Origin of the sequence: Chryseobacterium rhizosphaerae, from assembly GCF_003385455.1 — a bacterium.
Lineage (GTDB): Bacteria > Bacteroidota > Bacteroidia > Flavobacteriales > Weeksellaceae > Chryseobacterium > Chryseobacterium rhizosphaerae.
In genome coordinates this window covers 34,554-54,322 of record NZ_QNUF01000033.1, presented here as the reverse complement: position 1 = coordinate 54,322, position 19,769 = coordinate 34,554, and the positions used below count along the sequence as shown (strand labels likewise).

The window sequence follows — 19,769 nt, the reverse complement described above, 5'->3', positions numbered from 1 at the left end:
CTCTTTAATCATATTGTTTTTTTAATACTTCCTATTTTGAATAGCTGTAATTAACATGATGTGATTTTTAATAATACGAAAAAAAAGAGGTGAAAATATTAAAATATGATATTTAATCTCTCGAAAATATATATTGGAATATTTTTATCAAAATTTAAATTTTGGCACGATTTTTCAATGTAGATATGTAACTCATGTTTAATTTGAGTTTTCATGGTTATTAGTTTTTATCCTCGGAATTTCCGAGGATTTTTTTTTGAATATGATTCTACTCATAAAAAGAACATCGATTAGTTGATGATCTTTAGATGAATAAATTTCTACATATCATCACTTTTTGCATTATTTATTAAGCTTCTCTTTGAAAAGGGGAGCTTGTTTATTTAAGCGCTCAGATATTAACTGCCTAATTCCAGTTGATTCTTCACCAGTTTGTAATATTCACCGTTTTTACTGACTAATTCCTGATGATTGCCTTCTTCTACAATTTTTCCTCCATGTAAGACGATGATATTGTCAGCATTCTTTACGGTAGATAAACGATGGGCAATGATGACAACGGTTTTTCCTTTAAAAAATTCCTGAAGGTTATCATGGATTATTTTTTCATTTTCAGCATCCAGGGCTGATGTCGCCTCATCAAAAAATAAGTATTGAGGGTTTTTGTATACAGCTCTTGCAATTAATATTCTTTGTTTCTGGCCTCCGGAAATTCCGTTCCCTGAAGCTCCAATCTTGGTATTATATCTTAAGGGAAGAGAGTTTACAAATTCGCTGATATTGGATGTTGTGACTGCTTTTAGTAATTTTTCGTCATCACTGTTTTCATCATGGGTAATGATGTTTCTGGCGATGGTATCAGAAAATATAAATCCATCCTGCAGAACAACTCCTGAACTTTTTCTAATGCTTTTAGGAGAAATATGTAAAATATCCGTTTTCCCAAAACTGATTTTTCCTGATACCGGATTATAAAATCTCAGTAAAAGTTTCATAAGGGTCGTTTTTCCGCTTCCACTGGCTCCTACAATCGCAGTAACCTTTCCCTGAGGGATAGTAAGCGAGATATCTTTCAATACATAGGGAGACTGAGGTCCTTCATACTGAAATGATACGTTTTCAAACAGGATATCGCCTGCTGTTTCTTCATTGGATTCTATAGGTTTGTCGTCTTCTTTTTCCTCTTTGGATTTAAACTGAACTTCATTAAGTCTTTCCATGCTCAATTTTGCATCTTGAAAAGAACGGAAGAAATTTATCATTTGACTTACAGGGGAATTCATCTGTCCTATTATGTAAGATACTGACAAAAGCACCCCAAGAGACATACTTCCTTTTACCACATAAGTGGCAGCCAAAAAAGTAACAATTATATTTTTAAGCTGATTCAAAAATTCAAATCCGGAGAGTTGATACTGATCAATTTTTAAAATTCTGATATTAAGCTGAAACAGCCTTTTTTGGATTTTTTCCCATTCTGAAATTTTAAAATCTTCAAATTGATTTAATTTCATTTCGGTAACTCCGTTCAACATCTCATAGATGGAGTCCTGATTTTCACTGCGAAGTTTAAACCGGAAATAATCCATTATTTTTCTTTTTCTAAGCCAGTAAAATGACCAGGCAATAGAGATCAGGGTCAAAATGGAATATACTAACAGTATTTTGACATCATAGTACGCCAGAACGCCAAAGAAGACGGAGAAGGTGACTATGGAAAAAAATGTAAGTAAGCTTTGGGAGGTTAAGAATTCTTCAATCCTATTGTTATCCTGAATTCTTTGCTGGAAATCTCCCAGTAGTTTGGTGTCGAAAAACCGAATGGGAAGTTCTATTATTTTTTTTAGAAAGTCTGAAATAATTTTAATACTCAGATGTGTACCGATATAGAGTGTCAGCCAGTTTCTGAAAATATTGATAACGATACTGCCTAAAAATAATGACAGCTGTGCCAGCAGGATAATAAAAATAAAATTTAAATTCTTTGAACTTACCCCGTCATCTATCAGAGACTGGGTAAGAAATGGAAAGATAAGTGTGATGCCACTTCCTGCAAGAAGCAGACAGAACATCAAGGCTATTTTCCTTTTGTAAGGTTGCAGATACTCAACAGTCTGCTTAACGGTTAACAGCTTCTGCTGAGGGGGCTCATTTTGATAAAATGTATCTGTGGGAGTTAAATAGACGGAAACTCCTTTGCTACGATCTGAAATCCAGGATTCTTCAAATTTTTCCTGAGATATTTTGATGATACCATGAGCAGGATCGTAAATTTCAAATATTTTTTTTTTGGAAAATAAAGAATTACTGACTTTATTGAGTACCACAAAATGATTTTGATCCCAGTGTAAAATAACAGGTTTCTTGGTATTTTCGATATTGGAAATTAAATGATCAGATTCTTCTTTTACCGCATGATAATCAAATCCTATTTTTTTTGATGCTTCTCCTATGCCTAAAAGAGAAACCCCTTCCTTTGTGATATAAGAGTTTTCTCTAAGGTACTCCAACGGGTATTCTTTTCCATAAGAATTGGCCACCATGCTTATACAAGCAGGGCCGCAATCCATTTGATCATATTGAGCAATAAAACGCACTATCTTAATTATTTATCTTTGATTGGTATAAGGATACTGAGCAACAATGAATGCTTGTGCTTTGATGAAAAGCCTGTTTCAATTTTGAACATTCTGATTTCTGCTCCGGAAACAGGATAGGAATACAATTATGAAATATTGTTTCCCCATTGGACTGTTATTTTAATCTTTTTTTACTTTCAGTTTTTTCAAATTAGAAAGTATTACATTTTTTTTATCTAAAGTCAGCTGATCTGTTTTTCCACTGATTTTAAGTGAAGCTACATTTTCTATATTTAGAACTAAGGTTTGGGTATCAACAGCCAGGTCTATTTTCCCTGCATTGATAACCTTAAGTTTGGTTGTTCCAAACTGAGCTTTATCTGTGGTTCGTAATATTCCCACGTTGTAGGCATTGATAAAAATGTCATCGCTTTTTGACGTAATGTAGAGGTTGTAGTTATTTTTTTTGCTTTCTTCAGTGGAATGGATTGCCTTTACAGAGGCGACGCCATCAGTTATGCTGAATTTAATCTCTTTGTCTTTGTCGGAGCTCCTTTCCACAATAATTGAATTTTCGGAACCTTTGGTAAAGAATACCTGAGCAATATCTTCAATCCTTATTTCTTTGAAATCAGCTTTTTCGGTATTTAATTCACTTTTAATCATTTGAGAATAAGCTTTTTCAAATGAAAAGAAAAGAGTCATTATTATAAATAAATTGAATACTTTCATAAGATTGCTTGGGTTTCTAGTTTATTAAATGAGGAATGGGTGATTATTTCATCACAAAAATCTAAGATACTGATTTTTTCATTTTCCTTATGTTTTTCTGCCGTTGTTATAACATCGGTAAGAATGTCAAAAATCATAGACTTTCTAAGGTCGTCACTATTGTACTCCAGGTATATGGGATCATAAACAACATCCTCAAAAGTTATTTGAGTTTTGTCTATCAATAGTCTGAATATATCTTTTAAGATGATAAGGGCACGGTCAACTTCCATTGATCTGAAACTGATCCTTGCCAGGTTGTGGATCTGCTGGATTTTATGAAAAAAAACTATAGGAAATTTTTTTTCAAAATAGGAATCCAGCTCCATTGTTTTTTTTGTACCTGTGAAAGCAGCGGAAAAATCTCCTTTCCTGTAGTGCAGATAGGCATCAATAGGTACACAAATCAAGTCATATAGTTTTTTTTCATCTTCACTCAGTAAAGATTTGTCTATGTATTTTCCTGCTCTTGATACGAGGTTTTCAGCGGTCATGATATTTCCATGTCTGGAGTGCTCCAGAGCTTTCTGATAATTTTCATAGTAAAATAGGAACACTTTTTTATTTAAGCATACGGAGTTGATCATCTCATTCACATGCTCATCAAATTTCAGCTGCTCTTTGTATTTTTGCTTGTTTAGCTTTTCCAGCTGATCTAGTTTACTATAAAGATTATCAAATTTTTTCATGGTATTAATTTTTAAAAGGCACTTAAAACTTCTGATCCTTTCTGAGCAATGATATAGGATAGAGCGATTCTGTCTTCCATATTGAATTTAAATGACGGACAAGAAAAAATTCCTTCTTTCCATGTTTTAGGGCATGCTCCTCCACAAATAGGAAGTATTTTACAGGTATGGCAGGGAGAGTTTGATTTGTTCTCTCTAATCAGATCATTCCAGTCGACAAACGGTCTTTCCTGAAGTAAATTACTAGGGTCCGTTCTATTTAAATTTCCTAAGATATAACCGGATTCATCATAAGCCGGAACATATGAAATTTCTGTGCAGTTATAAATGTTTCCATAGGCATCTATCAGTTCAGCTTTAGGGTCTATAGCCATACAAGTCTGCTTTTTTCTGCTAGGTACCACAGGGGTATTGAATTCCTTTTTAAGGCTGTACATCACCCAGTCGATCTCTTTGTCTGCAAAGTTGGCAATTTCCAGAGACATCAGATGCGCGTCATTTCCCCATGAATGTATAGGGGCAACATAGAAATTGGACAGTTTTTTATGAATCCCCAGAGAATTCAGTTCATCAATTAAAAGAGTAACACTGTCATGATTGGTTTGATCTACATTACAACGGATGTTCACCGTAGTATTTAATTCAGAAAAACCTTCATAGTTGAATATGTCAATAAGGTTATCGAGAATAATTCTGTAGCTTTTTTCTCCTGACTTCAGGAATCTTCTTTTGTCATGGTATTCTTCTGTACCGTCCAATGTAATCTCAAAAAAGCTGAGATGATAGTTTTTAACAAGATCCAGGAAAACATTCAATTTTAAAGACAATCCATTGGTAACCATTTTTGAAGAGTATCTTAAATTGTGCTTGTCGGCTAATGCTTTCAGTCTTGGAGTTAATGCTTTAATATTACTTAAGGCCATTAGCGGTTCTGCTCCAAACCAACCTATTTCCAGAGCGTCAAAATTATTTTCTCTTTCAAGTTTAAATTTTACCCTTTCAACAATAGCATCCATTTGCTCATTATTCAATAGGGCTTTGGTATGGTTTTGCCCACAATATCCACATCCCAACTGGCAGTTGGCTGTAGGTTGTATAACCTGATACAATGTTCTGCTTTCGGCAATACTTGTTTTATTTTCCAGTATCACTTCATCCAGCTCATTTTCTTCTTTTGGTACGATGAGGTCTGATGCCAGAAGCTTAGAAAAAACATTCTCAGGAAGATCATCATAATTTTCATTTTCATACAGCAGGGCAGTATGGCTCTCTAAGGCCATTGTTTCGCCACTCCTTGTAGAATAAAAAAGCACGGTATCATTTCCTACTTCTGATTTTATTTTGTAATAAGAGTTCTTGAACATATGATAGTTTTTAAAAGGGTTAAAAACCTCCATAACTATTGAGAAAGAGTTATGGAGGATAATTAATTTACTCTATTGAAGAGATTTCTTTAGTTGGAGTAGTTGGGGTAGTTGGAGTACAACCAATATTACAACCAGAGTTTACGTTTACTGTACACAGTGGTTGCCAACCTGCAGCTTGTCCACCTCTGATAGCTAATTGCTCATTTACACTAATGATTTCACCTCTATTTACAGCGTCTAATTGTACAGCACCGTAAATGTTCTTAAGTTTTGAATTTTTCATGTTAATTAAAATTTTAAATTAAAGTTTTTGGTAAAGTTTTGATACATTAACCTTTTTTGGTACTTGTTTGCAAACGGTTATATTTATTCATAGTCCTGTATTGTGCACATACAAAACCGGAAATCATATTATTTTAATCTGTTTTTCTCATCACTGTTTCCTATTTCTCTGTTTTTACCCTTGATGTTTTTGTTTCCAAAGTTGTATCGTAAGGACAATCTCAGTCTTCTGGTGTCAGCATACACATTATAGGTTTGGGTAATGCCATTGGTGTATGTGGTATTATCAGGATTACTTGTTTTTAAAATATCGTCTACACTAATGGAGCATTGCAGGTTTTTATTAAGGAATAAAAATCTTAATCCGAGATCTAACCTCATTGATCCGCTTTGTTTGTATATCAACCCTTTATTGGGTGCATTGTAATTGTAATTAAGCTCTCCTGATATTGTTTTACTTTTATTGAGTACAAAACTGTTGTTTAATGAGAAGGCAAAGCCAAATCCGCTTTGAGAAGGTACAGCATCTTTATACTGATCATCAATCTTGGTTTTTATATAATAAATATTGTATTGAGCATTACTTTCTAACCAGCTCCATTTATTAAAAACATAATTTTGTGAAATTCCATAAGCATAGCTTTTATAATAATTTAATCTTGTAAAAACCTGAGTTAAATCATCTTTCACATAAGGAACCTGGCTAAACCCGTTGCTTTTTAGCTGAGTGAAAAATGAGGTAAACAATTTTTCTTTATATGTATGGGTCAGTTCAAAATTATGACTGATCGCCGGTTGTAAAAAAGGATTACCTTCTGCATAAGAATTCGCATTGAAATACCATTTAAAAGGATTTAATTCCCAAAACGAGGGTCTGTTTATTCTTTTACTATAGCTCAGGTTGATGGTGTTGCTCTCATTAAGAACCCGAAGCACATAGAACGTTGGAAAAATTTTAAAATAATCATTTTTATATTCCGTACTGTTGGTGACAGATTTGGACGTAGTCTGGGTATATTCCGCTCTTGCTCCTAATTTTATCTGCCATTTTTCTCCAAAGCTTTTGGCAAGATCAAAATAGGCAGCCTGTATATTTTCTCTATATTGATAAGCATCAGTCTGTAACGGATCTACTACAGGAGTTCCTGTCGTCTGATCTATAAATTTGATGGAACTGTCATTTTTTGTTGAGGTTATCTTCACTCCATAAGTATAGTTTGCAAATTTTGCCGGGTGTATAAAATCAATCTTAGCTGATAAGTTATTGATGTCCTGCTGCCCTAAATTCTGTGCTGATAATTGTAACACATTATTTTCCTGGGTATCAAAAAGCCTGTTTTTATCTTCCTTAAATTTGAAATAATCAAAATCAACCGAGAATTTTTTTCCCAAAGAATCAAGATCATGGGTGAAATGAAGGTTTAATGAATTATTCCAATTTTTCGCATCTGTTTCAGCATTCGTAGATAAAATTTTATTTCCCTGACCTTGTCTGCTAAGCAGGTTTACAACATTAGTTTCCTGAATGTCCGGTGTGGAATTATAAAATTGAAAAATAGCCCCAATACTTGATTTTTTTGAAATCTGATAATCCGCTGATACCTTTACACTCTGAACATCTTTACTGTCCTTTCTTTTCACTTTGCTCATCCACAAATAAGATGGATACTCAATATTTGATCTTTCGGTTACATTTTCATTCCCTTTCTTAGCATCCAGCATGATTGAAAATGAATACCGGTCTTTATTGTAGTTAAATGTATTTCCCAGAGATAGGGCAGGGTAACTGGTTTGTGTATAGGTAGTCCTTGTACTGTTACTCCAGGAATTCTGTTTTGCTTTTTTCAACTGAATATTGATAATACCACTGTTTCCTTCAGCATCATATTTTGACGGAGGTGTTGTAATTACCTCTATACTTTTTATATTTTCAGATGAGGTAGCTCTTAAATAGTTCATCAGGGCTTCTCCTGATAACTGAACCATTTTTTCATCGATCATCACCGAAACAGAGCTTTTGCCAATAATCCCAATGGTATTTCCCTGAATCGCTACACCGGGTGTTTTCTTTAAAACTTCTACGGCATCAGAGCCGGAAGCTGTTATTGAATTTTCAACATTAAAAACGAGTCTGTCAACTTTTCTTTCTATCAGTTTCTTTTTCATGTTGATCTCAACTTCCTGTATTTGCTTTTCGACTATTTTGTTCACAGAGTCATTTTTCTTCTGTTGAGAAAACATAAAAACCGAAAATATAATACTAAGAGTGGAGATTATTTTTTTCATTGATATTAGTTATTTCTGCAGCTGATATGAGGTTAATAAAAAAATCTCACTGTATTCTTGCTTTAGACAAATATGCTGTAAGCTTGAATGATTATACAAGCGAATGCTTTATAAATTCATGAATTTATCCCTGCTTTTTGATAAATTCAATGATTTTAATTCTTTGTAAATGAATGTTTTACATGATTTTTATCATGTTTTTGAATTTCTGTTTTTGAAAAAAATATCAAGGCGGATTTATATGTTTTTTTTAAAATTTAGCGCCTGATTTACAAAAATTAAGCTCCAATATGACTGTAAATTTTACATTAGAAGTACGAAAACCGGTGCCGGTTTCCTCCGAAAAGGATGGAGATAGACTGATGTGTTTTTTATTGTTAAATGACAATACCTCTGTGAAATGGATTTTTGCTTCGTTATTTTTTTATGGATTTGTATGATGGAATTATTAAATATGTATGATTTTAATAATTCTGTTATTTCTGTTTTTCTATAGCTTTTTTTGAAAACTTGCAGAATAGTGTTGAATATATTTTAGAAAATTCATGTTTTATTTTCGGGTTGATATCTGCAGTGTATTTTCATCTATAAAAAAATAAGTACCACAAAAACTAACATTTCCTAGATAAGTGATGTATTTGGCATATGGCTTGAACTTAAAAAGATAACACCATATTGACCATATACATTATATTGGTTTTGACACCTTTTATTTCCCCGGATCTTCCGGGGATTTTTTATGATGGATTGTAAGAGAAGAATTTTATGGATGTGATAGAATAAGTTTTGCCTGATGCAATTTCTTTGAGATCGTAAAAGATGTGAGGTTTATATATTATCGGGAAAGTATTGAGGAAAATATATAAAAAAACCTCTAAATAAAATTTAGAGGTTTTTGAAGAGGTACCTAGCGGATTCGAACCGCTGTAGATGGTGTTGCAGACCACTGCCTAGCCGCTCGGCCAAAGTACCATTTTTACCATTTTTGAGGTGTGCAAATATAGTAAAATTTCTTTATGAACAAAAGTTTTCAGGCAATTTCTTTCTTTCCAAGATGGTCAATTTCGCTTTTTGCTTGAATTTCAGCCTGATAATTTTTGATGTTAATAACTCTTGTTTCGCTCCATTTATCATGCCAGCCATTTTCACCTAAAAAGGAAAGGGCATCAAAAGGAACAATTCTGGAAATATTCCGAATAAGATAATCATTGAAAGTAGGTTCGGTACCATCAATGCAAATAACTTTACTCCCTGTAATATATTTACCGATGGATCTTCCTTTGGTAAAGTATTCGATAAGGAAGGAGTACATAAAATAGATGACAGAGGTGATCAGAATATCGACAAATCTATTCACTTGTGACATCTTATAAATAATATTGACGAAAAAGTCAATGTTTGCAAGTTGATATAGTAAGGATGAAATAAATCCCAGAGCAAGAAATGCTATAGTGATTACAAGCCTGTCAATAATAAAATTAGCAAATCTTGTCCACTTTTGGGATCTGTTTCTATCTACAATTACTAAATATTTTCTCATGGTTGGTTTAGTTTTATTTGAAGTTTTAAAATCCGTTGACAAGGAGTTTTAATGCTGCGTTTGTATCAATGACAGCGGTAATTCCGGTACTATTCAGAAGGATTTTACTGGGCTTAAGATTAAAAACTTTTCCGTTCATTTTTAAACCTTTATAATACTCTTTGTTAAAAGCATCTTCAATACTTTTTCTGGATGCCTCTTCCAATTCCTGAGTTGGAATCCCATATTCTTCCTCAATCATTTTGACAATTTTCCCCTGAAATAATACCGAAGCGGTTTTTTGAAGGATATTGGTTGTTTTCAGTTTAAATTTAGAATCAGATAAAACAATTTTTCTTTTGATCTCATCATACACAGGAATTCCTGAAATGATAGCCGTTCCTTTGATGTAACCGTCGGTTTGAGCTTCGAGGATAATCCTGTTGTCAACACCGTAAACTCTGATGTCAGTTACTTTTACTTTGGAATCCCTGATGTCAAACTCTTTATTTAAGAAAGTTTTTCTGGCCATACTGCTGGCTTCTGTAAAAGGGATATTAGCAGTAGTCTGTAAAAGAAATTTATCTGCAACAGTAGGAGAGAAGTTGAAATTCGTTACTGCGGTTACAGGCTGAGAGGCCATTGGCTTATTTCCTGTAAACGTTTCAGAATAAATATCAATTCCAAGAGTGGCATTGATTTGATTTCCATAGAATTTTAAAGGTGTGATATTAACTCCAACCGGGCTTATCTTCAGCCATGTATTATATTCTTCAGAAATATTGAAAGGCTGTAGAAAAGTATTCCAGGCCATTAACGCATACTGTTGAAAGTTCAGCTGAGTAGCCATTTGCTGATCAATGGTTTTACAGAACTTTTCCTGCTGCTCCCTGAGGCTTTTTTCAACAATAGGTGTGATAGGAATTTGTATCCTTCCATAATCCAGGACTGGTTTTGTAACCCATCTGAAGCCATTGGGCTGAGTATTGGTGGTAATGGTCCAGTTATTTTTTAAGCTTACCGTTGTATTAAAAGACATCACCGTTTCAAAGGTTGTATTTTGATACGTATAAACTCCCAATGTTCCGATGCCTTTTTCTGCCCAGATTTTTAATGGAACTTCGATTAATAAGTTTTGGCTGGTTCCTCCTACCAGACGAATCGGCCTGGTCTTCCACACCTTTACTTTAAACTGGTCATTATTATTGTCGGTATAAGAGTCATCCTGATACACAAGATCCTTTACCGAAGCATTGATCATATTACTAAGTTCCGAAAGAGGAATCGTTACCGGCATGGTAATACTGGATTTGATCTTTGGAAAATTGTAACTGGCTAATTGGTTATCAACGCTGGCCTGGCCAAAAGCATTGATACATACTACTAAAAATAATATTTTAATGAATCTCAACGGTTTATCTTTTTTATGAAACGAAAATAAGGATTTTAATTTCCAGATTTGAAGCTTTTTTTAAGCTCAACACTGGCGCCTTTCATTTCTCCCTGCATTGGAGGAGCTGTTTTGGTCACTTTAAGCTTGATGTAGGTAACTTGTGGAAAATTGTTGTGGATGCTGGAAATTATTCTTCCTGCAACATGTTCCAACAGTTTTGATTTGATTTTCATCTCGGCATGAATAATATCATTGATATCTGCATAACTTATGGTGTCATTCAGATCATCGGATTCCGCAGCTTTCCAAAGATCAGTGCGAAGCTCCAGGTTGAGAATATAATTAGTTCCGATAATATTCTCTTCCGGGAGTACACCGTGGTAGGCATATATTTTTACATCTTCAAGATATATTTTACTCATTGTTTCAAATTTTACTAAGCAAAAATCGCTTTAATTCTTCAAAATCTGAACTTATTTCTACAGTTTTTTTCTCCTTTGTCATAAGGTCAGCCAGTGCTTCGGGAATTTCAACTTTTATAGCAGTAGCTTTTTCTACAGCTTCAGGAAATTTTACAGGATGGGCAGTTCCCAGAATAAATCCTTTCTTATCAGGATTTTCTTCCAGAAACTTTTGCAGGGAAACGAACGCAACAGCGCTGTGAGGTTCAAGAAGATAATTGTGTTTTTTATAAACCTCCGCAATAGTCTTTAAGGTCTGCTGATCATCCACGGAATATCCGGAGATCTTATTTTTTAATTTGTCAAATTGATGATCGAAAAGTTCTAAAATCCTTACAAAATTACTGGGATCTCCCACATCCATTGCATTGGATAGAGTAGGCACAGCTTTTTTGGGGATAAAGTTTTGGGTTTTCAGATAACCCGGAACAGTGTCATTTTCATTACATGCCGCAATGAAATGTTCAGCCGGAAGCCCGCGGAAATAAGCCAGAAGTCCGGCACAAATATTTCCGAAATTTCCACTGGGAACACAGATTACAGGTTTTTCAGTTTCATATTGGCTCCACTGTTTTAAGGCTAGCAGGTAATAAATCTGTTGAGGAAGCCACCTTGCCACATTGATAGAATTGGCGGATGTCAAAAATAAATGATCATTAATTTCCTGATCTGAAAATGCCTGTTTCACCAAGCTCTGACAATCATCAAAGCTTCCGTTGATTTCCAATGCAGAAATATTTTCCCCAAGGGCTGTGAGTTGCTTTTCCTGAACCGGACTCACTCTGTTTTTGGGATAAAGAATAACGACATTAATTTCCGGAAGTTTATAGAAACCATGGGCAACAGCACCTCCGGTATCTCCTGAAGTAGCAACAAGTACGGTTACTTTTTTTTCCTGGTCTTTTAAGAAATAGGAAAGACAACGGCTCATAAACCGGGCTCCAATATCTTTGAATGCTAAAGTAGGCCCATGAAATAGTTCTAAAATGGATATTTTATCATTGATTTTTTTCAAAGGGATATCAAAACTTACCGTTTCCGAAACAATTTCCCACAATATTTCTGATGGAATTTCATCGCCCACGAAATCTCTCATGCATCTGTAGGCAATTTCTTCAGGGGTATATTGATGAAGGTTCTGAATAAAATTCTCCTCAAACTGAGGAATACTTTCCGGGAAAAATAATCCTTTTTCTTTTCCCTGACCTTTGATAGTCGCTGTTCTGAAATCAACTTCTTCCAGACTGTCTTTTAAATTATAATAATTCATCTGTATGATCTTCTCTATTAATTATGCTTCTTCAATTATTTCAATACCCGATGGGTTTATTTTGGATACATACACCAAACTTTCAATCTTCGTGTCATCATAGACAGACTTCATCATCCCGGCAATTTCCTCTGCAGTTTCTTTTTTCTCTACCAGCATAAAAATAGAAGGTCCGGATCCTGAAATTCCACCTCCTAAGGCACCTATTTCTATACTTTTCATTTTAATTTCATCAAACTTTGGAATTAAAATACTCCTGACAGGTTCTATAATAACATCATTAAGACTTCTGCCAATAAGAGAAAAATCATTCTTCTGAATCCCGGCTATTAACCCGGCGATGTTTCCCCATTGCTCAACAGCACTTTTTAAAGAGATATTTTTCTTTAAGATTTGTCGCGAGTCCGATGTTTTTACTTCAACCTGAGGATGTACAGCGGCTACAAAAAGCTCAGGAGTATTCAACGGGATGATGTCGAGAGGATGGGTGGATTTTACCAACGTGATCCCACCGTAAATGCAAGGGGCAATATTGTCTGCGTGACGTACTCCCGAAGCAAGTTCTTCTCCAAACATGGCAAAATGAATCATCTCATCCGCAGATAATATATTTCCCAGTAATGCATTGGCTCCAAAGGCGGCTCCGGCGGCACTTGCCGCACTGGAGCCGAGGCCGCTTCCCGGTTTTATATGTTTACGGATAATGACTTCAAAGCCATGAGAAAGGTTAAAATGTTCCTGAATTTTAAGCAATACAATACCTGCTACATTTTTTGAAGGTTCTTCAGGAAGTCCGAAAAGGTCTTCATGGTGTATCATAATTTCGGGAGAATCCCATATTCTCAGTTCCATTTCGTCATAGGGGGCATGGACGGCCATTCCTAAAATATCAAATCCACAAACCAGATTGGCTACTGTAGCGGGTATTCTTAATCGTATTTTTTTCATAATTTCTGTTTTTTAAATTGAGCGCATAATATCTGCAAAAACACCGCTTGCTGTTACTTCAGCCCCAGCCCCGGCTCCTTTTACCACCAATGGCTGTTCGGAATATCGTAGCGTTTTAAAAATGACTATATTATCTTTTCCATAAAGATGGAATAAATCGCTTTCCGGAGCAACATGCTGTAAACCTACATTTGCTTTTCCATTTTTAAACTCGGCAGTATATTTTAAAATTTTGCCGGCTTTGCGGGACTCATTAAACAAGTTTTTAAAATGGTCTTCATATTCAGTAAGTTTTTTATAAAAATCTTCTACACTTCCCTGCATGCATTCTTCAGGAAGAAAACCGGTGTTTTCAATTTCTTCAAATTGAAGCGGATATCCGGCTTCTCTGGCGAGGATTAAAATCTTGCGGGCTACATCAGTTCCTGAAAGGTCCAATCGGGGATCAGGTTCTGTGTATCCTTCTTTCTGAGCCTGTGCAACCACTTCAGAGAAAGTTCTGCTTCCATCGTAATTATTAAATACAAAATTTAATGTTCCGCTGAGTACAGCTTGAATTGAGGTGATTTTGTCTCCACTCTTGATCAGATCACTGATGGTTCCGATAACCGGAAGCCCGGCTCCCACATTCGTTTCAAAGTAGAAATTACAGCGGTGGTTTCTTGCTGTATTCTTTAATGTTTTATAAGTCTCAAAATCTGATGAAGCTGCTATTTTATTGCAGGCAACAATAGTAATGCTCCTTTTTAGCAGGCTTTCATAGACTTCCGGGATTTTAGAGCTGGCTGTAACATCTACGAAAACAGAATTCCGAAGATTACGGGATATAATTTCCTCTGCGAACTTTTGAGCCGAAGCTTCTTCACCCTGCTCTTTCCATTCCGAATATTCCTCCTGGTTGATTCCATGATCTGAAAATATCATATGACGGCTATTGGACAGTCCGGCAATTCTTAAATTGATCAGGAAATGTTCTCTCAGATATTGATTTTGATTATAAATCTGCTGTATCAGTTTGGAGCCTACATTACCTGTTCCACAGATATACAGGTGAATTTGTTTTATTTCGGATTCAAAGAATTCTTCATGAAGGATATTGACTGTTTTCTTTGCATCAGTTTCTGAGATGACAATACTGATGTTTCTTTCTGAAGATCCCTGTGCAATAGCTCTGATATTGATGCCATTATTTCCGAGGCATCCGAACATTTTAGCACTTACACCACTTCTACTTTTCATATTTTCTCCTACCAGGGCAATAATAGAAAGCCCGGACTCTATCTTTACCGGAGTAACCCTTTTTAGATTAATATCATCTGCAAAAGAAGAATTAATGGCATTTTCTGCATAAAAAATATCCTTTTCATTAATGGCTATAGTGATAGAATGTTCCGAAGAACCCTGGGTAATAAGAATGATATTAATCTTTTCATGGCTCAAACATTGGAATAGCTTTGCGGAAATCCCCGGAATACCTACCATTCCGCTTCCTTCTAAAGTAAGTAAGGCAATAGCGCTCATGTTTGATATTCCTACCGCAATGGGTTTTTCATCATTCTCCGAAGCTGCCAGATGATGGGAAACCAATGTTCCCCGGGCATCAGGGTCAAAAGTATTTTTGATTTTAAGATCAATATTTTTTATCATGACAGGCTGTATGGAAGGTGGGTATAACACTTTAGCCCCGAAATGGGAGAGTTCCATGGCTTCATGATAGGAGATTTCAGCAATAGGTTTTGCATGGGATGCCAAACGGGGATCAGCAGTCATCATTCCACTTACATCTGTCCATATCTGAAGTTCTTCTGCCTGAAGGGCTGCAGCTATAATAGATGCCGTGTAATCGGAACCACCGCGTCCCAATGTTGTCATATTATTTTTTTCATCACGGGCAATAAAGCCAGGACAGATAATGATTTGATTTTGATTTTCGTTGAAGTATTTTTTTAGATTGTTTTCTGTACTGTCGAAATATACTTTTGCATTTGTAAAACTGCTGTCTGTTCTGATCAGTTCTGCAGAATTCATCCACAGACAGTCTAATCCTTGAGTCTGAAATCTTGCAGCAATAATATTTGAAGATAAAAACTCTCCATATGAAGCTATTTTATCTTTGATTCTCAGGGTGAATTCACCTAATACAAAAATACTGTTATAGAGATCTTCCAGATCATTAAAATGTTTTTTAACAAAACTTAACCACGAACTTTGGTCTAAAACCGGGATAAGCTCTTTGACCAGGATTAAATGTTTCTCTTCAATGTTTTTGATAAGCTGTAGGTAATTTTCATTTTTTTGAGAGGCATATTCGGCTGCTTTAATCAGATGATCCGTTACACCGTGAAGAGCAGATACTACCACAACAGTTCTACCTTGTAAAGATTCTTTTTTTACAATATTTTCTACCAGCAAGATATTTTGGGAGTTGGCGACGGATGTTCCGCCAAATTTTAAAATTTTCATCAATTAATTATTTAAGGTTGGATAAAACGAAATGTTTACTCTTTAAAAAAAGAGTACAGGTACCGGAAATAATATGTGAAAATTTACCCCGTTATGGGGTAGTTGTTGTAGTTGTAAATGTAGAAACAGAAGATATGCCTGAAATAGGTAATTTCAGAGCAGAAATATCAGATATGTTTCTTAAAAAGTTCATTTACCAGACAAATGTACAAATTATTTTGAAATGGCAAATTATTTTAAATAATATCTTATTAATTCCTTTTATAGAGAAATATTTGTTAAAAAATTAGATTTAACTGATTAAAAATCTTACTTTTAGCGTATTAACCATAATAAAATAAACATGAGAAACTTAAAAAAAATCAACAGACAAAACTTAAAGTCTGTGAATGGTGGAGGTATAGGTCCTTGTAATGAATTCTGCCCAGATGGACCGTACGGACCTGACCAGCCAAAATCCTGTGGTGATTATCACGGTTTGCCTGAATGCTGCAAAAAGAGAGTTCTGGTAAGCTATGAATGCTTTGATCCCCGTTAAGGCAACATAAGAATAGTGCTTTATTTTTATATATCTTTTTTACAATCATTAAATTAAAACAATATGAAAACAATTAAAAAATTATCCAGAGACGAGAAAAAAATGATTAATGGTGGCGCAACACAAATCCAGATTGAAGCATGTGGTGGTGAGCAGTTTGTATGTTTCATGGGAGGAGGTAGATGGGGATGCTGGTTAAAACCCGGAGGAAAATGTTATGCTCCTATGTTGTAATAAAAAAATATGGAAAGCTTAATCTATTAAACGAATATCATATGAAAAAGTTATCAAGGAATACACTGAAGAATATTAAAGGTGCCGATTCATCTATTTGTGCTGGGTGTCCCACTCAAAATAAGTATGGTCCGGGACCTGAATACAATCAAACTTGTGATAATTATTTTGCCTTACCAGAATATTGCAAAGAGAGGAATTGTGTGAGAGTAAGCATTTATTGTTTTGGAGATTGGTAACTGAGAACTGATTTTAATTATGATCTCCAGATGGACTAACGAATATAAAAAAAGCACTGTGAAAACAGTGCTTTTTGTTTATTTTATGCTTTTTGAAAGATCAAGCATCGCCTCAATAGGCTTCAGTGCTCTTAACCTTAATTCTTCGTCGATAAGAATTTCCGGAAGTTCATATTTCATACACAAATATAGTTTTTCCATTGTATTGCGCTTCATATAGAAACATTCTGAACAGTTACAGCTTTCATCGAAAACTAGTGCCGGAATTAATTCTTTGTGAGGTGCACGTTTTCTCATTTCATGCAGAATTCCTTCTTCTGTAGCAATAATGAACTTCTGACAGTCATCTTTTTCTACATAATTCAATAAGGCAGAAGTAGAACCAATAAAGTGAGCCAGTTTTAATACGGCTTCTTCACTTTCCGGGTGTGCTATTAATTTGGCATCAGGATTATCTGCTAATTGCTGGGCAATTCTCTCCATTGAGAATGCTTCGTGCACTACACAGCTTCCATCCCAAAGGATCATATCTCTGCCGGTTTTCTTAGATAAATATCTTCCTAAGTTTTTATCCGGAGCAAAAATAATAGGTCTGTCTGTAGGTAATGCTTCAATAACGGTTTCTGCATTTGAACTCGTTACAATGATATCACTTTCAGCTTTTGTCTCTGCATTACAGTTGATGTAAGTTGCAATTAAAGCATTGGGATGCTGCTCACGCATTTTTCTCAATCCTTCTCCGGAACATCCGTCTGCTAAAGAGCATCCCGCCATAGTGTCAGGAAGAACTACTTTTTTAGTTGGGTTCAGGATCTTAGCTGCTTCTGCCATGAAGTGTACCCCACAGAATACAATCATATCAGCATTCGTATCTTTTGCCTGTCTTGCCAGCTGTAAAGAATCTCCAAGGAAATCAGCAATATCCTGAATTTCTCCCGGTTGGTAGTAATGGGCAAGAATAACAGCATTCTTTTCTTCTTTGAGTTTAAGAATGGCTTTTACCAATTCTTCACCCTGAGGAATTGCTATATCTTTTATATCCAGAAATCCTCTTACAGGAATTGCAGATTTAGCTTTTTCTAATGTTTCGGTACTCATATCAACCTCAATTTTTTTCTTTATAGAAGGTAGAGGCTAGAAATTAGAGGTTAGATTTTTAGTCTGTTAAAAGATATTCACATGTTTAAACTAACTTCTAATGTCTAACTTCTAGTTACTTTCTATAAAACTTTTTATTAAACTTTCTATTTCTATTTTAGCTTGGTCAAGATCACTGTTGATGACGATTTTGTCAAAATCCTTTGCATAAGACATTTCTTCTTCTGCCTTTTCTACACGGGTTTTGATGGTTTCAGCATCATCTGTATTTCTTGAAATCAATCTTCGTTCCAATTCTTCAATGGAAGGGGGTTCTATAAAAATGGATAATGCTTTCTCGCCAAAATATTTTTTTAAAGAAATTCCTCCTTTTACATCTACATCAAAAATAACAACTTTTCCCTGATTCCAGATTTTTTCTACTTCAGATTTTAAAGTACCGTAATATTTATCAGTATATACTTCTTCATATTCTACAAAAGCTTCTTCTGCTATTTTCTGTCTGAACTGATCAGGAGTTAAAAAATGATAATCTACTGCATGAACTTCACTTCCTCTCGGTTGTCTTGTTGTACAGGAAATTGAAAACTTCAGCTCCGGAAATGTTTCCAAAGAATGCTTTACCAATGTAGTTTTTCCGCTCCCTGATGGTGCTGAAAATATAATTACTTTATCCATTTAGATTTTTAGAGATTTTTAGATGAGAGACACGAGACCAAAATCTCTTATCTCATGTCTATAGGTCTATCGTCTATAATACGTTTAACGTCTGTTCTTTAATTTTTTCCAAGTCATCTTTCATCATAACCACAAGCTTCTGAATTTGGGCATGATTGGCTTTTGAACCTAATGTATTGATCTCTCTTCCGATTTCCTGAGAAATAAAGCCCAGTTTTTTTCCATTGAAAGATTCGTTGTCCATTACTTCTTTATAATATTTCAAGTGTTGGGTAAGTCTTACTTTTTCTTCTGAAATATCAAGTTTCTCTGTGAAGTATGCCATTTCCTGATAGAAACGTGTTTCATCTACATTTTCAAATTCTTTCAAAGATTTCTGATAACGTTCTTTCACGCTAACAATTCTTTCTTCTTCAAATGGAATCACTTCCCCAAGATATTTATCAATATTCTGGATATTTCTGTTTAATTCTTCATGTAAAATGCTTCCTTCAGTTTTTCTGAATTCTTCAAAACGGTCTATGGCTGCACTGACAATTTTCGCCAAAGCTTCCCATTCCCCTTCTGTAAGTTCATCAGGCCTTGAGGTGATGGCATCAGGAAGTCGTACTGCCATTTTAAGGTATTCATAGTCAGGTCCGTCTGATGCAATGGTCTTAAGCTCATTGATGTATGAATCAATTAAATTTTTATTGATTTTTACATCATTGGACTCTTCCAGATTCTCCAGATTAACGTAGCAGTCTACCTTTCCACGGATAATTCTATCGTTAAGAATTTTTCTGATTTCAAATTCTTTTTCTTTATAACGTAAAGGAATCTTGATATTTAAATCAAAGCTCTTGCTGTTCAATGATTTAATATCTATTGTTATTTTTTTTCCTTCAAAAACACCTTCGGCTCTACCGAAGCCAGTCATTGATAAAATCATAGTTTTTTATTGTTCTACAAAGA

At 34.8% G+C, this 19,769-nt stretch carries 18 protein-coding genes and 1 tRNA gene; 3 read left to right on the top strand and 16 right to left on the bottom strand.

What is annotated here, in order from left to right; genetic code table 11:
- Positions 1-398 precede the first annotated feature (398 nt).
- The 13 genes from DRF57_RS20690 to thrA form a co-directional block, all read right to left on the bottom strand.
- Positions 399-2,570, bottom strand: a complete 2,172-nt coding sequence (locus DRF57_RS20690; RefSeq protein WP_241508041.1) for a peptidase domain-containing ABC transporter — start codon at positions 2,568-2,570, stop codon at positions 399-401.
- Between the two features lie 189 nt (positions 2,571-2,759).
- The gene (locus DRF57_RS20685; protein ID WP_123863367.1) at positions 2,760-3,245 is read right to left on the bottom strand and encodes a GIN domain-containing protein; all 486 of its coding nucleotides are present in this window, start codon (positions 3,243-3,245) and stop codon (positions 2,760-2,762) included.
- Between the two features lie 62 nt (positions 3,246-3,307).
- The gene (locus tag DRF57_RS20680) at positions 3,308-4,039 is read right to left on the bottom strand and encodes a hypothetical protein (RefSeq protein WP_115920598.1); all 732 of its coding nucleotides are present in this window, start codon (positions 4,037-4,039) and stop codon (positions 3,308-3,310) included.
- 11 nt (positions 4,040-4,050) lie between these two features.
- Positions 4,051-5,403 carry a radical SAM/SPASM domain-containing protein gene (locus DRF57_RS20675; RefSeq protein WP_052188644.1) on the bottom strand — a complete coding sequence of 451 codons (1,353 nt, stop codon included), beginning with the start codon at positions 5,401-5,403 and terminating at the stop codon, positions 4,051-4,053.
- Between the two features lie 67 nt (positions 5,404-5,470).
- Positions 5,471-5,689, bottom strand: a complete 219-nt coding sequence (locus DRF57_RS20670) for a hypothetical protein (protein WP_084085460.1) — start codon at positions 5,687-5,689, stop codon at positions 5,471-5,473.
- Between the two features lie 128 nt (positions 5,690-5,817).
- Positions 5,818-7,974 (bottom strand): outer membrane beta-barrel family protein, encoded by a 2,157-nt coding sequence (locus tag DRF57_RS20665; protein WP_115920596.1) that lies wholly within the window; start codon positions 7,972-7,974, stop codon positions 5,818-5,820.
- A gap of 901 nt (positions 7,975-8,875) precedes the next feature.
- Positions 8,876-8,946, bottom strand: a tRNA-Cys gene (locus DRF57_RS20660).
- 58 nt (positions 8,947-9,004) lie between these two features.
- The gene (locus DRF57_RS20655) at positions 9,005-9,514 is read right to left on the bottom strand and encodes an RDD family protein (protein WP_084085456.1); all 510 of its coding nucleotides are present in this window, start codon (positions 9,512-9,514) and stop codon (positions 9,005-9,007) included.
- A 25-nt stretch (positions 9,515-9,539) separates the two neighbouring features.
- Entirely contained in the window at positions 9,540-10,904 is a 1,365-nt protein-coding gene (locus DRF57_RS20650) for a DUF4403 family protein (RefSeq protein WP_115920594.1), read from the bottom strand.
- 35 nt (positions 10,905-10,939) lie between these two features.
- Entirely contained in the window at positions 10,940-11,308 is a 369-nt protein-coding gene (gene folB, locus DRF57_RS20645; RefSeq protein WP_115920592.1) for a dihydroneopterin aldolase, read from the bottom strand.
- A 4-nt stretch (positions 11,309-11,312) separates the two neighbouring features.
- Positions 11,313-12,617 (bottom strand): threonine synthase, encoded by a 1,305-nt coding sequence (thrC, locus tag DRF57_RS20640; RefSeq protein ID WP_115920590.1) that lies wholly within the window; start codon positions 12,615-12,617, stop codon positions 11,313-11,315.
- Positions 12,618-12,638: 21 nt separating this feature from the next.
- Complete coding sequence (locus tag DRF57_RS20635; RefSeq protein ID WP_084085452.1) at positions 12,639-13,565, bottom strand: homoserine kinase; 927 nt, start codon at positions 13,563-13,565, stop codon at positions 12,639-12,641.
- Positions 13,566-13,577: 12 nt separating this feature from the next.
- Positions 13,578-16,028, bottom strand: coding sequence for a bifunctional aspartate kinase/homoserine dehydrogenase I (gene thrA, locus DRF57_RS20630; protein ID WP_115920588.1), 2,451 nt, complete (start codon positions 16,026-16,028; stop codon positions 13,578-13,580).
- A 17-nt stretch (positions 16,029-16,045) separates the two neighbouring features.
- Between thrA and DRF57_RS20625 the strand changes: the two genes are divergently transcribed.
- The 3 genes from DRF57_RS20625 (at position 16,046) to DRF57_RS23740 (ending at position 16,800) form a co-directional block, all read left to right on the top strand.
- Positions 16,046-16,318, top strand: a complete 273-nt coding sequence (locus tag DRF57_RS20625) for a hypothetical protein (RefSeq protein ID WP_123863366.1) — start codon at positions 16,046-16,048, stop codon at positions 16,316-16,318.
- 53 nt (positions 16,319-16,371) lie between these two features.
- Positions 16,372-16,566, top strand: coding sequence for a bacteriocin-like protein (locus tag DRF57_RS23540; protein ID WP_123863365.1), 195 nt, complete (start codon positions 16,372-16,374; stop codon positions 16,564-16,566).
- Between the two features lie 63 nt (positions 16,567-16,629).
- Positions 16,630-16,800, top strand: a complete 171-nt coding sequence (locus DRF57_RS23740; RefSeq protein WP_157969924.1) for a hypothetical protein — start codon at positions 16,630-16,632, stop codon at positions 16,798-16,800.
- A gap of 317 nt (positions 16,801-17,117) precedes the next feature.
- On the opposite strand, the gene nadA is transcribed toward DRF57_RS23740, so the two are convergent.
- From nadA to DRF57_RS20610, 3 genes are all read right to left on the bottom strand, one after another.
- On the bottom strand, positions 17,118-18,137 hold the full coding sequence (nadA, locus tag DRF57_RS20620) for a quinolinate synthase NadA (protein ID WP_047490272.1): 1,020 nt from the start codon (positions 18,135-18,137) through the stop codon (positions 17,118-17,120).
- A gap of 111 nt (positions 18,138-18,248) precedes the next feature.
- Entirely contained in the window at positions 18,249-18,815 is a 567-nt protein-coding gene (gene gmk, locus DRF57_RS20615) for a guanylate kinase (RefSeq protein ID WP_047490274.1), read from the bottom strand.
- A 73-nt stretch (positions 18,816-18,888) separates the two neighbouring features.
- Complete coding sequence (locus tag DRF57_RS20610; RefSeq protein ID WP_047490278.1) at positions 18,889-19,746, bottom strand: YicC family protein; 858 nt, start codon at positions 19,744-19,746, stop codon at positions 18,889-18,891.
- Between the last annotated feature and the right edge of the window lie 23 nt (positions 19,747-19,769).

Bases quoted from the DNA above. Each gene is read 5' to 3' on its own strand.
- DRF57_RS20690 (WP_241508041.1), bottom strand. From the start codon at position 2,570: ATGGATTGCGGCCCTGCTTGTATAAGCATGGTGGCCAATTCTTATGGA.
- DRF57_RS20685 (WP_123863367.1), bottom strand. From the start codon at position 3,245: ATGATTAAAAGTGAATTAAATACCGAAAAAGCTGATTTCAAAGAAATA.
- DRF57_RS20680 (WP_115920598.1), bottom strand. From the start codon at position 4,039: ATGAAAAAATTTGATAATCTTTATAGTAAACTAGATCAGCTGGAAAAG.
- DRF57_RS20675 (WP_052188644.1), bottom strand. From the start codon at position 5,403: ATGTTCAAGAACTCTTATTACAAAATAAAATCAGAAGTAGGAAATGAT.
- DRF57_RS20670 (WP_084085460.1), bottom strand. From the start codon at position 5,689: ATGAAAAATTCAAAACTTAAGAACATTTACGGTGCTGTACAATTAGAC.
- DRF57_RS20665 (WP_115920596.1), bottom strand. From the start codon at position 7,974: ATGAAAAAAATAATCTCCACTCTTAGTATTATATTTTCGGTTTTTATG.
- DRF57_RS20655 (WP_084085456.1), bottom strand. From the start codon at position 9,514: ATGAGAAAATATTTAGTAATTGTAGATAGAAACAGATCCCAAAAGTGG.
- folB (WP_115920592.1), bottom strand. From the start codon at position 11,308: ATGAGTAAAATATATCTTGAAGATGTAAAAATATATGCCTACCACGGT.
- thrC (WP_115920590.1), bottom strand. From the start codon at position 12,617: ATGAATTATTATAATTTAAAAGACAGTCTGGAAGAAGTTGATTTCAGA.
- DRF57_RS20635 (WP_084085452.1), bottom strand. From the start codon at position 13,565: ATGAAAAAAATACGATTAAGAATACCCGCTACAGTAGCCAATCTGGTT.
- thrA (WP_115920588.1), bottom strand. From the start codon at position 16,028: ATGAAAATTTTAAAATTTGGCGGAACATCCGTCGCCAACTCCCAAAAT.
- DRF57_RS23540 (WP_123863365.1), top strand. From the start codon at position 16,372: ATGAGAAACTTAAAAAAAATCAACAGACAAAACTTAAAGTCTGTGAAT.
- DRF57_RS23740 (WP_157969924.1), top strand. From the start codon at position 16,630: ATGAAAACAATTAAAAAATTATCCAGAGACGAGAAAAAAATGATTAAT.
- nadA (WP_047490272.1), bottom strand. From the start codon at position 18,137: ATGAGTACCGAAACATTAGAAAAAGCTAAATCTGCAATTCCTGTAAGA.
- gmk (WP_047490274.1), bottom strand. From the start codon at position 18,815: ATGGATAAAGTAATTATATTTTCAGCACCATCAGGGAGCGGAAAAACT.
- DRF57_RS20610 (WP_047490278.1), bottom strand. From the start codon at position 19,746: ATGATTTTATCAATGACTGGCTTCGGTAGAGCCGAAGGTGTTTTTGAA.